The sequence below is a fragment of the Delftia sp. WSY_12 genome, assembly GCF_043104645.1.
GTDB lineage: Bacteria > Pseudomonadota > Gammaproteobacteria > Burkholderiales > Burkholderiaceae_C > Comamonas > Comamonas tsuruhatensis.
In genome coordinates this window covers 1-15,051 of sequence record NZ_JBICKW010000018.1, presented here as the reverse complement: position 1 = coordinate 15,051, position 15,051 = coordinate 1, and the positions used below count along the sequence as shown (strand labels likewise).

13 protein-coding genes are annotated in these 15,051 nt (G+C 68.2%); 2 read left to right on the top strand and 11 right to left on the bottom strand.

What is annotated here, in order from left to right; all coding sequences use genetic code 11:
* The first annotated feature begins 263 nt into the window (after positions 1-263).
* Positions 264-668 (top strand): nucleoside diphosphate kinase regulator, encoded by a 405-nt coding sequence (rnk, locus tag ACF8LI_RS11450; RefSeq protein WP_026062607.1) that lies wholly within the window; start codon positions 264-266, stop codon positions 666-668.
* Positions 669-741: 73 nt separating this feature from the next.
* Here the strand turns inward: rnk and ACF8LI_RS11445 are convergent, their stop codons facing one another.
* Complete coding sequence (locus tag ACF8LI_RS11445) at positions 742-1,899, bottom strand: acyltransferase family protein (protein WP_392412867.1); 1,158 nt, start codon at positions 1,897-1,899, stop codon at positions 742-744.
* Positions 1,900-2,088: 189 nt separating this feature from the next.
* Between ACF8LI_RS11445 and ACF8LI_RS11440 the strand changes: the two genes are divergently transcribed.
* On the top strand, positions 2,089-2,685 hold the full coding sequence (locus ACF8LI_RS11440) for a GbsR/MarR family transcriptional regulator (RefSeq protein ID WP_209801075.1): 597 nt from the start codon (positions 2,089-2,091) through the stop codon (positions 2,683-2,685).
* Between the two features lie 199 nt (positions 2,686-2,884).
* On the opposite strand, the gene cydX is transcribed toward ACF8LI_RS11440, so the two are convergent.
* The 10 genes from cydX to ACF8LI_RS11390 form a co-directional block, all read right to left on the bottom strand.
* Entirely contained in the window at positions 2,885-3,010 is a 126-nt protein-coding gene (gene cydX, locus ACF8LI_RS11435; protein WP_012204319.1) for a cytochrome bd-I oxidase subunit CydX, read from the bottom strand.
* A 50-nt stretch (positions 3,011-3,060) separates the two neighbouring features.
* Entirely contained in the window at positions 3,061-4,212 is a 1,152-nt protein-coding gene (gene cydB, locus ACF8LI_RS11430) for a cytochrome d ubiquinol oxidase subunit II (protein ID WP_374005715.1), read from the bottom strand.
* A gap of 18 nt (positions 4,213-4,230) precedes the next feature.
* Positions 4,231-5,817 carry a cytochrome ubiquinol oxidase subunit I gene (locus ACF8LI_RS11425; protein ID WP_034391473.1) on the bottom strand — a complete coding sequence of 529 codons (1,587 nt, stop codon included), beginning with the start codon at positions 5,815-5,817 and terminating at the stop codon, positions 4,231-4,233.
* Between the two features lie 41 nt (positions 5,818-5,858).
* Positions 5,859-7,544, bottom strand: a complete 1,686-nt coding sequence (locus tag ACF8LI_RS11420) for an amino acid ABC transporter ATP-binding/permease protein (RefSeq protein ID WP_257762455.1) — start codon at positions 7,542-7,544, stop codon at positions 5,859-5,861.
* A complete protein-coding gene (cydD, locus tag ACF8LI_RS11415) occupies positions 7,541-9,181 on the bottom strand; it encodes a thiol reductant ABC exporter subunit CydD (protein WP_392412886.1) in 1,641 nt (546 codons plus the stop codon). Before cydD ends, ACF8LI_RS11420 begins: the two co-directional genes overlap by 4 nt.
* A 292-nt stretch (positions 9,182-9,473) precedes the next feature.
* Positions 9,474-10,433, bottom strand: coding sequence for an NAD(P)H-dependent flavin oxidoreductase (locus tag ACF8LI_RS11410; protein WP_392412864.1), 960 nt, complete (start codon positions 10,431-10,433; stop codon positions 9,474-9,476).
* Positions 10,434-10,493: 60 nt separating this feature from the next.
* Positions 10,494-12,284, bottom strand: coding sequence for an acyl-CoA dehydrogenase (locus tag ACF8LI_RS11405; protein WP_272207132.1), 1,791 nt, complete (start codon positions 12,282-12,284; stop codon positions 10,494-10,496).
* A gap of 97 nt (positions 12,285-12,381) precedes the next feature.
* Positions 12,382-13,524, bottom strand: coding sequence for an ABC transporter substrate-binding protein (locus ACF8LI_RS11400; RefSeq protein WP_392412861.1), 1,143 nt, complete (start codon positions 13,522-13,524; stop codon positions 12,382-12,384).
* A gap of 155 nt (positions 13,525-13,679) precedes the next feature.
* Positions 13,680-14,612, bottom strand: a complete 933-nt coding sequence (locus ACF8LI_RS11395) for an electron transfer flavoprotein subunit alpha/FixB family protein (RefSeq protein WP_392412859.1) — start codon at positions 14,610-14,612, stop codon at positions 13,680-13,682.
* 13 nt (positions 14,613-14,625) lie between these two features.
* Positions 14,626-15,051, bottom strand: a 426-nt coding sequence (locus ACF8LI_RS11390) for an electron transfer flavoprotein subunit beta/FixA family protein (protein WP_392412721.1), incomplete at its 5' end; no start/stop codon positions are given.

Below are 15,051 nucleotides of genomic sequence, written 5' to 3'. Positions count from 1 at the left end.
ACAAGCACTCCCCGCATGCCTGCGGTTGCGAAGTGGGTTTTGCCGGCTTGGCAAGTGCCCGCGCCAATCCGCACCGCACCGTGCGGGTTCGCTTGGCAGAACGCGCACGGGCCTGCACAATGGCCTCATCGCACCAACTTGGTGCTTTTCTCTTTTCTGAAGATGCCTTGGCCCGGACAACCGCGTTGCCCGGGCTTTTGTCCGTTTGGGCGCCGCTGCCCTTCACTGCAGCCACGGCGCAAGCACACAAGGGAGCCAACACCATGGAGCGCAAGCCCCACATCATTCTTTCGTCCCTGGACCTGGAACGCATCGAGGCCCTGCTGGACAAGCAGCCCGCCTTTCCCGGCCGCGAGGCGCTCGAGGCCGAGCTGGACCGTGCCGACGTGCTCGAGCCCAAGGAAATGCCGCCCAACGTGGTGACCATGAATTCCACGGTGCGCTTCACGCTGCTGGAGTCGGGCAAGACCAATACGCTGACCCTGGTCTATCCCAAGGAGATGGATGGCAGCGCCGACAAGGTGTCGGTGTTCGCGCCCGTGGGCATTGCCCTGCTGGGCCTGAGCGTGGGCGACCAGTCCCGCATGCCCGGCCCCTCGGGCCAGGTCACCGTGCGCGTGGATGCCATCGAGTTCCAGCCGGAAAGCGCAGGCGAGCTGCACCGTTGAACGCCGACCGGCGTGAAGCGAAAAAGGCAGCCCACCGGCTGCCTTTGTTGTTTGTGGACTGACGCACCGCACCTCAGCGCAGGCCCGCCACAAATGCCGCGATCAGGCCGGTGCCCACCAGGCCGGCCTGCCAGCGCAGCGCCATGTGCCAGCTGGGAACGTGGCGCTCCACGCGCTCGTACAGCAGATGACCGGCCGCAATCGACAGCACAAAGGCCGTGCACATGCCCAGCAGGGCGGCGGGAATGGACTGCGGCCAGAAATGGCTTTCCACGGCATTGACCAGCAGGCAGACCGAGAAGTGCACGAGAAACACCGAGTACGAAATCTTGCCCAGCCGGCGCAGCGGCGCCCAGCCTTGTGCCTGGGCAAACGCGGGGCTGCGCATGGCCGCGACCAGGACCAGCGCCGTGGCACCGGCCAGTGCGATGCGGTCGCGCCACTCCAGTGCCAGCGCCGCCACGACCAGGGCCACGATCAGCAGGGACCAGCTCCAGGCCGTCGAGGACTTGTCCGCATGCGCGGCCCAGTAGGCCAGCATGCCCAGGCCGTAGGCGCCAAAGAAGTACGGCGCCCACACATCCCATTGCGCATCCAGATTGAAGCCCAGCAGCGAGGCCGCCACGCCGATCATCACCAGCGCCTGCGCCACGCTCAGCGTCCAGGGCCAGCAGCGCGACAGCGCCTGGCCACCGAAGCGGCGGCGCAGCAAGGCGCCGCCCCAGCGCGTGCCGGCCAGCAGCAGCGCCGTCAGCGCAAACAGCTGGAAGTCGATGGACACGTACCAGACGCCGGCGGACAGCGACTCCTCGCCCACGATGTTCTGCAGCAGCAGCGCATGCGCCACCAGCTGCCAGAGATCGGGCTCGCCGGAGACAGAGGCATGGTCGAACCAGGGCCGCACGGCCGCCGAGACGACGACGGCCACGACCAGGGCCACGGCATAGGGCACGACCAGGCGCACGAAGCGGCGCCCGATGCGCGACCACGGATCGCTGTGCTGGCCGTGGCCTTGCGGCGCCATGCTGGCTGCCGCCAGGTAGCCGCCCAGCACCAGGAAGATCTGCACGGCCATGCGCGCATATTCATAGAGCCAGTCGATGAGGTCCGGCGCGGCCGGATGGGCGATATCGGACATGGGGCCGTAGAAGGCCAGGTGGTGCCAGACGATGGCGGCACAGGCCAGGCCCTTGGTGCAGTCGATCAGCGCACTGCGGCTAGCGTGGGACATGGGGCAATCTGCAATCTGCGAACGGGTCGGGAAGCGGGAAGCGGGAAGCGGGAAGCGGGAGGCGCTGGGCCCGGGCCGCCTGGCCGCAAGCCCGCAAAGGCGCCATTGTGCGCCTTTTGACCGCGTCTTGCAGAAAGCTGACGCACCGCTTTCCAAGCCGCACAGGACATGCCGGCACGCGAGGGCACAATGCATGCCATGACGCAACCCAAACCTCTTCCGGCGTTGAACCGGCAGTTCGTCTCGCACTTCGGCGAGATGGGCAGCCGCTGGGGCATCAACCGCACGGTAGGCCAGATCTACGCTCTGCTGTTTCTTTCGCCCGAGCCGCTCAATGCCGACCAGATCGCCGAGACGCTGGAGTTCTCGCGCTCCAACGTGAGCATGGGGCTCAAGGAATTGCAGGCCTGGCGCCTGGTGCAATTGCGCCACCTGCCCGGCGACCGGCGCGAGTATTTCGAGGCGCCGCAGGATGTCTGGGAAATCTTCCGCCGCTTGGCCGAGGAACGCCGCCGCCGCGAGATCGAGCCCACCCAGTCCATGCTGCGCGCCGCCATGCTGGAGGAAGTCACCACCGAAGAGGAACGCTACGCCCAGCAGCGCATGCGCGACATGTACGAGCTGATCGACCGGCTCATGAACTGGTTCGACGACGTGCAGCGCCTGTCGCCCGAGACCGCCATGCAGCTCATGGGCATGGGCACGGCCGTGACGCGGCTGCTGGACCTGAAGGACCGCATCACGGGCGGCAAGGGCCGCGCCAAGGCGGATGACACCGACGATTGAACCTGGCAAGCCTGCGTACAAAAATGAGCTCCCGAGGGAGCTCATTGTGTTTACAGCAATGCTTCATTGGCGGTAAGCGCGTGCAAAAACTGGCGTAGCCCAAAGCGAGGAACACCGAGCAAGGGCCGCCCCCGCAGCGAGGGTGTCGTCCCCCTCTCGAAGAGAGAGGGGGAAGGCGCGAAGCGCCTCAGGGGGAGCTTTATTTCTCCCGGGCCAGGAGTTCGCGGCGCGTGGCCTCGTCGTCCATCAGTTCGTACCACATCGCGTTGAGCACCGCGAAGGCGGCCGCCAGCGGCAGGCCGAGCAACCAGGCGAAGTACCACATGGTGTTGTGTCCTTTTCTTGACGTTGAATGTCGTTGCTTGATTCGGTGGATCAGTACGAGTGGCCGCGGCCCTCGATGATGGCCATCGGGTCGACCTTGCCGCGCAGCACGCTGTAGACCCAGCTGGTGTAGGCCACGATGAGGGGCACGAAGATCAGCGCGCACACCAGCATGATGAACAGCGTCACATGGCTGGACGAAGAGTCCCAGACCGTGAGGCTGTGCTGCGGGTTCAGCGACGAGGGCAGGATGAACGGGAACATGGACGCCCCCACGCTGGCGATGATGCCGGCAATGCCCAGGCCGCTGGACAGCAGGGCCAGCCACTCGCGGCGCAGCCACAGGCCCAGCGCCGCCATCAGCGGCATCAGCAGGCCGATGGCCGGCACGGCCCAGAGCACGGGCCGGGCCTGGTAGTTGGCGAACCAGGCGCCCGCCTGCAGCGCAGCCGTCTTGAACAGCGGGTTGGACGGTCCGGTGGTGTTGATCTCGCTGGTGATGCGGTAGCCGTTGAGCGCGGCCAGCCACACGCCGGCCGCCGCGAACAGCACCGTGGTGGCGACGGCAGCCACCATGCCGAGGCGGCGCGCGCGCGCGGCCACATCGCCCTCGGTCTTGAACACCAGCCAGGACGCACCATGCATGAGCAGCATGCACAGCGAGACCAGGCCGGCCAGCAGCGCAAACGGGTTGAGCAGGCCGAAGAACGTGCCCTCGTAGTAGATGCGCATGTCGGGCGCCAGGCGGAAGGGCACGCCCTGCAGCACATTGCCAAGGGCCACGCCGAAGATCAGCGCAGGCACCACGCCGGCCATGCACAGCACGGCATCCCAGCGCGCGCGCCAGGCCGGCTCCTCGCGCTTGCTGCGGAACTTGAAGGCCACGGGCCGCAGGATCAGCGCCACCAGGGCCGCGAACATGGCCAGGTAAAAGCCCGAGAACGACACGGCATACAGCTGCGGCCAGGCCGCAAAGATGGCGCCACCGCCCAGGATGAGCCAGACCTGGTTGCCTTCCCAGACCGGGCCCAGAGAGTTGATGACGACGCGGCGCTCCACGTCGGTCCTGGCCGCCAGCGGCAGCAGCGCGGCAGCACCCAGGTCAAAGCCATCGGTGACGGCAAAGGCGATGAGCAGCACGCCCAGCAGGCCCCACCACAGCAGGCGCAGGACGTCGTAGCTGATCAGTTCGTGAAGAATCATGGTGACAATCTCCCTTGGTCATTGCCCGCGGGCGAGTTTTTGCATCAGAGGGAAGTAGGTGGTCAGGTGCGGTGCGCTTTCCTCCTGCGGTCCCTTGCGGATGGCCTTCACCATGAGCTTCATCTCGATGACGAAGAGCACGGAGTAGATGGCGATGAAGCCTGCAATCGTCAGCAGCAGCGTGCCCGCGCCCAGGTTGGAGACGGCCAGCGCCGTGGGCAGCACGCCTTCGATGATCCAGGGCTGGCGGCCCACCTCGGCCACGATCCAGCCGCACTCGGCCGCGATCCAGGGCAGGGGAATGGCGATCACGGCCAGCTTGAGCATCCACGGATGGGCGTCCAGCCTGCGCCGCACCGACAGCCAGAAGAACGCGGCCGTGAGCGCGATGAAGAACATGCCCAGCCCCACCATGATGCGGAAGGCCCAGAACAGCGGCCCCACGGCCGGCACGGTGTCCCAGGCGGCCTGGGCGATCTGCGCGTCCGTGGCCTGGCGCGGGTCGTCCACGTAGCGCTTGAGCAGCAGCGCGTAGCCCAGTTGCCCGCCCTTGTCCTCGAAGACTGCCTTGGCCTCGGCCGGCACCTGGCCCGTGGGGCCGGCGGCGCGGATGGCCTCCAGCGCGCCATAGGCCTCGATGCCGTTGCGGATGTACTGCTCGGTGCGCTGGACCAGGTCGTTGATGCCGGGGATCTCGGTGGTCAGCGAGCGCGTGCCGATCAGGCCCATGACCCAGGGAATGTGCACGGCATAGTGCGTCTCGCGTGCGGCCTTGTCGGGGAAACCGAAGGCCGTGAAGGCGGCCGGTGCGGGCTCGGTATCCCACATGGCCTCGATGGCGGCCAGCTTCATCTTCTGGTGCTCCGACGACAGGTAGCCGCTTTCATCGCCCAGCACCACCACCGACAGCGCGGCGGCCAGGCCGAACGAGGTGGCCACCGTCATGGAGCGGCGCGCCAGCTGGATGTGCCGGCCCTTGAGCAGATACCAGGCCGAGACGCCCAGCACGAAGATGGCCGCCGTCACGTAGCCGGCCGAGACCGTGTGCACGAACTTGGCCTGGGCCACGGGGTTGGTGAGCACCGCGAAGAAGTCGGTGACCTCCATGCGCATGGTCTGCGGGTTGAACGCCGCGCCCACGGGGTTTTGCATCCAGCCGTTGGCGATCAGGATCCATAGCGCCGAGAAGTTCGAGCCCAGGGCCACGCACCAGGTGGTCACCAGGTGACCGACCTTGCTCAGGCGGTCCCAGCCGAAGAAGAACAGGCCCACGAAGGTGGCTTCGAGGAAGAAGGCCATCAGCCCCTCGATGGCCAGCGGCGCGCCGAAGATGTCGCCCACGTAGTGGCTGTAGTAGCTCCAGTTCATGCCGAACTGGAACTCCATCACGATGCCTGTGGCCACGCCCATGGCGAAGTTGATGCCGAACAACGTGCCCCAGAACTTCGTCATGTCGCGCCAGATGGTGCGGCCCGTCATCACGTAGACGGTCTCCATGATGGCGATGATCACGGCCAGGCCGATGGTCAGCGGCACGAACAGGAAGTGGTAGAGCGCCGTTACCGCGAACTGCAGCCGCGATAGATCGACGATGTCGAGGTCCATGGTGAGATCCTTTCTCTCGGGGTACTTGGTGAAATCCTTGATCAGCCGTCCTGCCGCAGGCGCGCCAGGGCCGCCTCGAACGGCGGTGTGCCGCGCAGCGCCTCGGACACCACGCGGCCCTGCTCCATCCACAGCAGCCGGTCGGCCAGTTGCGCCTCCCGCAGCTTGTGGGTGGCCAGCACCAGGGTGCGGCCCCGGGCTGCACTGTCCAGCCGCACCAGCAGGTCGGCGGCCGTGCGTGCATCCAGGCCTTCGGTCACTTCGTCCAGCAGCCAGCAGCGCGCGGGGCTCAGCAGCAGCCGCGCCAGCGCCAGGCGCCGTGCCTGGCCGCCGGACAGGCCCAGCCCGCCCTCGCCCAGCCGCGTGTCCAGGCCCTGCGCCATGGCGCGCACATCGCCGGCCAGCCCGGCGACTTCCAGCGCCGCCCACAGCGTGTCCTCGGCGGCCTGGGGGCAGGCCAGCAAAAGGTTGTCGCGCAGGCTGTCCTCGAACAGTTCGGTGCGCTGCGTCATCCAGGTGCAGCGCCGGGCACGCACGGCGCCGGCCAGCGGCTGGAGCTCGCCGGCCATCAGGGACAGCAGCGTGGTCTTGCCCGCGCCGCTGGCGCCCAGCAGGGCGACACGCTCGCCTTCGGCGATACGGATGTCCTGGACCAGCACGGCGGCACGGGGTGCCACGACCTGCTCCAGCTCAACCGCCAAGCCCTGCCTGGGCACAGCCGGTTCGCAGGCGCCTTGCGCAGCGCCATCGCGCAGGGCGGGCGCCAGCCGGCGCGCGGCCAGCCAGCTGCGGCCGGCCTCCAGCGCGCCACGGCGCAATGCCGCAAAGGGCTCCATGGCCGTCAGCGCCAGCAACAGGGCCAGCGCAGCCACGGGGGCGCCCAGCAGGCCGGCCTCGGCCAGCCAGCCTACGCCCAGCAGCACACCGGCCAGGGCCAGGGCGCCGCACAGGCCTTGCACGAAGGAAGTTCGGGCCTCCAGGCCGTGGAGCTCGGCATCGGCCTCGGCCACGCGGGCGTCCAGGGCGGCAATGCGTTCGCAATGCGCGGCCAGGGTGTCGGCCATGGCCAGCTCCGCCTGCCCGGCCACCAGGTCGGCCGTGCGGGCGCGCAGGGACTCCAGCGCCAGCGCGCGGCGCACGGCGGGCCGGCGCGCACGGCCGGCCAGCCACAGGGCGCTGCCCAGGCCCGTGGCCAGCAGCCACGCAGCCAAGGCCAGGCCCAGCCACCAGCGCATCAGACCCAGCGCCAGGGCGGCCACCAGCGTGGCACCCGTGGCGGCCAGCAAGGGCACGAACAGGCGCAGGTACAGGCTGTCCAGCGCATCCACGTCGGCCGTCAGCCGCTGCAGCAGGCGTGCGGGCCGCAGGCGCAGGCTCAGGGCGGCGGCGGGCGTGGCCCAGCTGCGCAGCAGCCGCTCGCGCAGGGCGGCCAGCACGGCCAGGGTGGCGTCATGGGTGACCAGCCGTTCGGCATAGCGCGTGCCCGTGCGGCCCAGGGCCAGCAGGCGGATGCCGGCCGAGGGCATGAAGACGTCGAAGACGATGGCCGTGGCCGGCAGCAGCCCGGCCAGCGCCGTGGCCGTGATGAACCAGCCCGACAGGCCCAGCAGCGCCATGCCCATGAGCACCGTGAGCAGGGCCAGCAGCGCGCCGCCCAGCCACAGGCGGCGGGGCGCCATGCGCGCCAGGGCGGCAAGCACGGGCCGGAGGGTGGAGCGGGGCTTCATGCGGCCAGCTCCTGCGGGGCGGCATGGCCCGCCAGCTCCACCACGCGGTGCATGGCGGCGGCCAGCTCGGCATCGTGGGTGGCGACGATCAGCGTGCGCCCGCGTGCCAGCTGCAGCAGGGCATCGGTGACCTGGGCGGCCGTGGCCGGGTCCAGGTGGGCCGTGGGTTCATCGACCAGCAGCAGGCCTGCATCGCGCGACAGGGCCAGGCGCGCCAGGGCCAGGCGCACGATCTCCCCACCCGACAGGCCGGCTCCGCCCTCGCCCAGCGTGGCGCCGGCACGGGCCTCGGCCAGCTTGCCCAGACCGGCCAGCCGCAAGGCCTGGCGCAGTTCGCCGAAGGTGAATCCCGGGCGGCCCAGCCGGAGGTTTTCGGCCACCGAGCCGGCGAACACATGGGGGCTCTGCCCCATCCAGGCCATGCGCGCGCGCAGCCGGCCGGCCGATTCGCCGTCGAGCAGCTGGCCGTCGATATGGATGCGCCCAGGCTCGGCCACCGGCAGCAGGCCGGCAATCTGCGCCAGCAGCAGCGACTTGCCGCTGCCGCTGGGGCTCCACAACGCCACATGCTCGCCAGGCCGTACGTCCAGCGTGAGCGCCGGCAGCGTGACCGCGCCGCCTGGCGCCTGGGGCCGCACCTGCTCCAGGTGCAGGGCGCAGGCCTGGCCGGCCGCCCTGCCGGGCGCAGCCAGCGCGCCGGGCAGCGGCTGCGCATCGCGGCCCAGCTCGCCCAGGGCCTGCAGTGCGGCCTCGCCGCTGGCGCGGTCGTGCCAGACGGCAGACAGCTCACGCAGGGGATCGAAGAAGCTGGGCGCCAGCAGCAGCACGAACAGCGCCTGGCCCAGGCTCAGTGTCTGGCCCCAGCTGCCAAAGGGCAGATGGCCCAGCAGGTGAAAGCCCACGTAGACGGCCACCATGGCCACGCCCAGGGCCGAGAACAGCTCCAGCACCGCAGAGGACAGAAAGGCGATGCGCAGCACGCGCATGCTGCGTTCGCGCAGGGATTCGGCATTGGCGCGCAGCCGCTGCGCCGTGGCATCCACCGCGCCCAGGGAGCGCAGGGTGGACAGGCCGCGCAGCCGGTCAAGCAGGAAGGCGTTCATGCCGCCCAGCTCCACCATCTGCGCCTGGCTGGCCGCCTTGGTGCGCCAGCCGACGATGGCCATGAACAGCGGGATCAGCGGCGCGGCCACCACCAGGATCAGCGCCACCACCCAGCTCTGGCTGGCCACGGCCAGCGCAATCACCAGCGGCACGGTGCGCACGCGCCACATGGCGGTCTGGTAGCGCGACAGCCAGGGCACGATGGCCTCGGCCTGCTCGGCCATGGCGCTGGCCGCCTGGCCCGAGGCCGCGCGCTGGCGGTCCAGCGGCGAGGTGCCCGCCAGCGTGCGCAGCACCTGCGCGCGCAGCGCGCTCACCAGGCTGCGCGCCTGCAGATTCGCACGGCGCGTGCCGCTGGCATCGCACCAGGCGCGCAACCCGCCCAGCAGTGCCACGCCGGCCGCAAGCTGCCACAGTGGCCACAGCGGCTCCACGCCTGCGCCATCGGCCATGGACTGCACGGCCAGCGCCAGCAGCGCCGCCTGGGGCAGCCACAGCAGCGAGGCCAGCACCAGGCGCCCCGTACCCGCCATCGGACGACGCGCCAGCTGGTGGAACTCAGGCAATGACGGGGTACAAGGTTTGTTCATTTATTCTGTAATTTCAGTATTTACTGAAATTACGCAAAGAATTCTAAACAAACTTGCTCCAGGCAAGTCGCTCGTAGGGGGAAGCCGAGTGAAGCAGTCAAGCGTGCGCAAGGGGTTTTGCGCAAACAACTTCGAGGACCGGACCCGCACAGCGTGGGTAATACCCAAAGAAAACGGCGCCCGAAGGCGCCGTCTGGCAGAGTAGGAGAAGAGCCCGTCCTGGGCTCTGCCAACCTTACGGGGTGGACAGCAGGCGGTCGCGCGCCTGGTTGTATTCACGCTTGAGACGTTCCACCAGCTCGCCCGCACCCGTGACTTCGCGAATGGCGCCAATGCCCTGGCCGCAGCCCCAGATGTCCTTCCAGGCCTTCTTGGCGTCGCCGCCGAAGTTCATCTTGCTGGGGTCCGACTCGGGCAGGTTGTCGGGGTCCAGGCCAGCCGCGCGGATGGACGGCGCCAGGTAGTTGCCGTGCACGCCCGTGAACAGGTTGCTGTAGACGATGTCGTCGGACGTGCCGTCCACGATGGCCTGCTTGTAGGCGTCGTGCGCACGCGCCTCATGCGTGGCGATGAAGGCCGAGCCGATATAGGCGAAGTCCGCACCCATGGCCTGGGCCGCGAGGATGGCACCGCCCGAGGCGATGGAGCCCGACAGCGCCACGGGGCCGTCGAACCATTCGCGGATTTCCTGGATCAGCGCGAACGGGCTCTTGACGCCCGCATGGCCTCCCGCGCCCGCCGCCACGGCGATCAGGCCGTTGGCCCCCTTTTCGATGGCCTTGTGCGCGAACTTGTTGTTGATGATGTCGTGCAGCACCACGCCGCCCCAGCTGTGCACGGCCTGGTTCACGTCCTCGCGCGCACCCAGGCTGGTGATGACGATGGGCACCTTGTACTTGGCGCACATCTGCATGTCGTGCTCGAGCCGGTCATTGCTCTTGTGCACGATCTGGTTGATGGCGAACGGCGCCGAGGGCCGGTCCGGATGGGCCTTGTCCCAGGCGGCCAGGGTCTCGGTGATCTCGGCCAGCCAGTCTTCGAGCTGCTCGGCCGGGCGCGCGTTGAGCGCGGGCATGGAACCCACGATGCCGGCCTGGCACTGGGCGATCACGAGCTTGGGGTTGCTGATGATGAACAGCGGCGAGCCGATCACTGGCAGGGCCAGTTTCTTCAGCGCCGGGGGAAGCTTGGACATGCGTTGTCTCCGTTGGTTCTCGGTGTCTCTGTCTGCGTTGTGCCGTGCGGGAGCGCCGGGTCAGAAGGCGTCCATGGGCAGTGCCATCACGCTGCCTGCGCCGTGCACGATGGCATCGCGCAGGCCCGCCGCCTTGACGAGGATGTGCTCGGCATAAAAGCGCGCCGTCGCAATCTTCGCGCGCATGAAGGCCTCGTCCTGTCCCTTGTGCAACAGCTGCTCGGCCGCCAGCAGGGCGCGGCCCATCTGCCAGCCTGCCACCAGGTTGCCCGCCAGCATCAGGTAGGGAACGCTGCCGGCGTACACGGCATTGGGCTCGGCCTTGGCCTGGCCCGAGACGAAGTGCACCGCCTCCGCGAAAGCCTGGCGCGCGGCGGCCAGCTGGCGGGCCACGGCCAGTGCCTCGGGCGTGCCGCTGGCGGCCAGCTCGGCCTCGGTCTTCTCGATCTGGCCCGCAATGGCCAGCGCGGTCTGGCCGCCATCGCGCGCCGTCTTGCGGCCCACCAGGTCATTGGCCTGGATGGCGGTCGTGCCTTCGTAGATGGTCAGGATCTTGGCGTCGCGGTAGTACTGGGCGGCGCCCGTCTCCTCGATGAAGCCCATGCCGCCGTGCACCTGCACGCCCAGGCTGGTGACTTCCAGGCTCATCTCGGTGCTGTAGCCCTTGACCAGGGGAACCATGAATTCATAGAAGGCCGCATTGGCCTCGCGCACCTGGGCATCGGCATGGTGGTGGGATGCGTCGTAGGCCGCGGCGGCCGTGGCCGCCATGGCGCGGCAGCCCTCGGTGTAGGCGCGCATGGTCATGAGCATGCGGCGCACATCGGGGTGGTGGATGATGGTGGCGCTGGCCTTGACGCTGCCGTCCACGGGGCGGCTTTGCACGCGCTCGCGGGCATAGGCCACGGCATGCTGGTAGGAGCGCTCGGCCACGGCAATGCCCTGCACGCCCACGGCGTAGCGGGCCGCGTTCATCATGATGAACATGTATTCGAGGCCACGGTTTTCCTCGCCCACCAGGTAACCGATGGCCCCCCCGTTGTCGCCGTACTGCAGCACGGCCGTGGGCGAGGCCTTGATGCCCATCTTGTGCTCGATGCTCACGCAGTGCACATCGTTGCGCGCGCCCAGCGAGCCATCCTTGTTGACCAGGAACTTTGGCACCACGAACAGGCTGATGCCCTTGACACCCTCGGGCGCCCCGGCCACGCGGGCCAGCACCAGATGGACGATGTTCTCGGCCATGTCGTGCTCGCCATAGGTGATGAAGATCTTGGTGCCGAAGACCTTGTAGCTGCCATCGGGCTGCGGATCGGCCTTGGTGCGCACCAGGGCCAGGTCGGAGCCGGCCTGGGGCTCGGTCAGGTTCATGGTGCCGGTCCACTCGCCGGTCACCAGCTTCTCGAGATAGGTGGCCTTGAGCTCATCGCTGCCCGCCGTCAGCAGGGCCTCGATGGCGCCGTCGGTCAGCAGCGGGCACAGCGCAAAGCTCAGGTTGGCACTGTTGAGCATTTCCACGCAGGCCGCGCCAATCGTCTTGGGCAGGCCCTGGCCTCCAAAATCCTGCGGATGCTGCAGGCCCTGCCAGCCGCCTTCGGCGTACTGGCGAAAGGCCTGCTTGAAGCCCGCCGTGGTGGTGACCACGCCGTCCTTGAGGCTGGAAGGCGCCACGTCGCCCGGCAGGTTCAGCGGCGCCACCACGCCTTCGCACAGCTTGGCGCATTCCTCCAGCACGGCCTGGGCGGTCTCGAGGCCAGCCTCCTCGAAACCGGGCAACTGCGCCACCTGGTCGATCTGGGCCAGATGCTCCATGGCGAACAGCATGTCTTTGAGGGGAGCCGAGTAAGTCATTGTTGAACCTTCCTGAACAGAGCCTGGACCGCCGGCGCGCAGCGCGCGGCGACCTGGGACAGCGGGCGCGCCGCCACGGCACTACTGCATTGCTGCGTTATTGCGTGACGCGGCCCGATGCGTTGACGATGGACAAATCCACGAATTTCGAGCCCGCCTGCGAGCCCGGACGATAGGTAACCCAGTAGCCGCCCAGATCGAAGGCGTCCAGGCCGCGCAGCGAAGCGGCCAGCTTCTCGCGCGTCAGCGGCTGGGTGCGGCGCATGGCCTCCACGATGACGCGGGCGTTCACATAGCCTTCCATCATGGCGTAGCTGACCGGCACGGTCAGCGACTTGCCGGCAGCGGTGGCCGCGTCCCTGAACTCCTTGTTCAGGCGCATGGTCACCTTGTAGGGACTGGGCACGACCTGGGCAATGGACAGGCCGCTCATGAACTCCACGGGCAGGCGCTTGGCCAGCTGCTCGATATCGGCTTCCGATGTCGCGTAGATCTGGGCCGTGCCGCCCGCCATGCGGTACGCCTCGACGAAGGCCGAGGTCACGGGGCTGGAGGCCACCACCATCACGGCCTGCGCCGAAGGCTGGGCCTTTTGCAACTGGGACACGGCCTTGTCCATGGCACCCTTGCCCGTGCTCAGCGAGGCGCTGACCACCAGCTTGGCCTTGGAAGGCGCAATCGCCTTGTCCACGAGTTCCGCCACGGCCTTGGCATCCGGGCGCTCGTCATGCAGCAGGGCCAGGCGCGTGATGCCCACGGTGGCCAGGTGCGAGGCGATCTTGGCCATTTCCTCGGGCAGGTTGGCGCGGGTGCTGAAGATCTGGGGATGGCTCAGCACACGCGTGTCCGTGCTCTGGTAACCGACCAGGGAGATCTGGGACTGGTCGAGCAGCTTGCTGTCCAGCAGCGAAGCCATGTTGCGGTTGCCGAAGTAGCCGGCCAGCACCACGGGCTTGGACTCGTCCAGCAGCTTGCGGGTCTTGTCCACGGTTTCATCGGGGTGGCCCACATCGTCCACCGTGACCAGTTGCACGGTCTGGCCCTGCACGCCGCCGGCCTTGTTGATCTGGTCAAAGTACAGGCGCATGCCCTGGGCATAGGCCCGGCCCTGCGTCGCGCCGGCTCCCGACATGGGTGCCACCTGCCCCACCACCCAGGCATTGGCCTCGGCGGCCAGCGCCATGGCGCCACAGACAAAGGCCACGGCCGTGCGGGCCAGGCGCAAGCGCATCATCTTCATTTCAATCTCCCTCTCGGTTCATGCCATTGCCAGCACCCGCTGGCGGCCAAAGCCGTTGTTGTAGTCGTTGCCGCGAACCATGACCAGCGGGCCATCCCGGCATCCGTGACGGAAAAAGAGGGGCCTTGTGCCCCTCATTTTTCAGCTTTGGTCGCTTACAGCGACTGCACCAGCTCGGGCACGGCCTGGAACAGGTCGGCTTCCAGGCCGTAGTCGGCCACCGAGAAGATCGGTGCCTCGGGGTCCTTGTTGATCGCCACGATCACCTTGGAGTCCTTCATGCCGGCCAAGTGCTGGATGGCGCCCGAGATGCCCAGGGCGATGTACAGCTGCGGCGCCACGATCTTGCCGGTCTGGCCGACCTGCAGGTCGTTGGGCGCATAGCCCGCATCCACCGCTGCGCGGCTAGCACCGATGGCGGCGCCCAGCTTGTCGGCCAGGGGCGTGATGACTTCCTGGAACTTCTCGCTGCTGCCCAGCGCGCGGCCGCCGGAGACGATGATCTTGGCGGCCGTCAGCTCGGGGCGGTCGCTCTTGGTCACTTCACGGCCCACGAAGCTGCTCTTGCCGCTGTCGCCAGCGGCCGCCAGCTGCTCCACCTGGGCGCTGCCGCCCGTGGTGGCCGCTGCGTCAAAGCCCGTGCCGCGCACGGTGATGACCTTGACCTTGTCGCTGCTTTGCACCGTGGCAATGGCGTTGCCCGCGTAGATGGGGCGCTCGAAGGTGTCGGCGCTGTCCACCTTGGTGATGTCGCTGATCTGGGCCACGTCCAGCTTGGCGGCCACGCGCGGCGCGGCGTTCTTGCCGCTGGCGGTGGCGGGGAACAGGATGTGGCTGTAGTTCGAAGCAATCGCCAGCACTTGCGCCGCAATGTTCTCGGCCAGGCCGTCCTTCAGGCTGGCGCCATCGGCGTGGATGACCTTGGACACGCCAGCGATCTGGGCAGCGGCCTGCGCGGCGGCGCCGGCATTCTCGCCCGCCACCAGCACATGCACGTCGCCGCCGCAGGCCAGGGCCGCAGTGACGGTGTTGAGCGTGGCGCTCTTGATGGAAGCGTTGTCGTGTTCTGCAATAACGAGGGATGTCATGTCGCTGTCTTCCTTAGATCACTTTGGCTTCGTTCTTGAGCTTGGACACCAGCGTGGCAACGTCCGGCACCTTGACACCGGCACCGCGCTTGGCGGGCTCGGCCACCTTGAGCGTCTTCAGGCGCGGGGCCACATCGACGCCCAGCTCTTCAGGCTTGACCGTGTCCAGCTGCTTTTTCTTGGCCTTCATGATGTTGGGCAGCGTGACGTAGCGCGGCTCGTTCAGGCGCAGGTCGGTGGTGATGACGGCCGGCAGGCTCAGGGCCAGGGTTTCCAGGCCGCCGTCCACTTCACGCGTGACATTCACCTTGTCGCCAGCGACTTCGACCTTGGAGGCGAAGGTGGCTTGCGGCAGGTCGGCCAGGGCCGCCAGCATCTGGCCGGTCTGGTTGGCATCGTCGTCGATGGCCTGCTTGCCCAGGATGATCAGGCCGGGCTG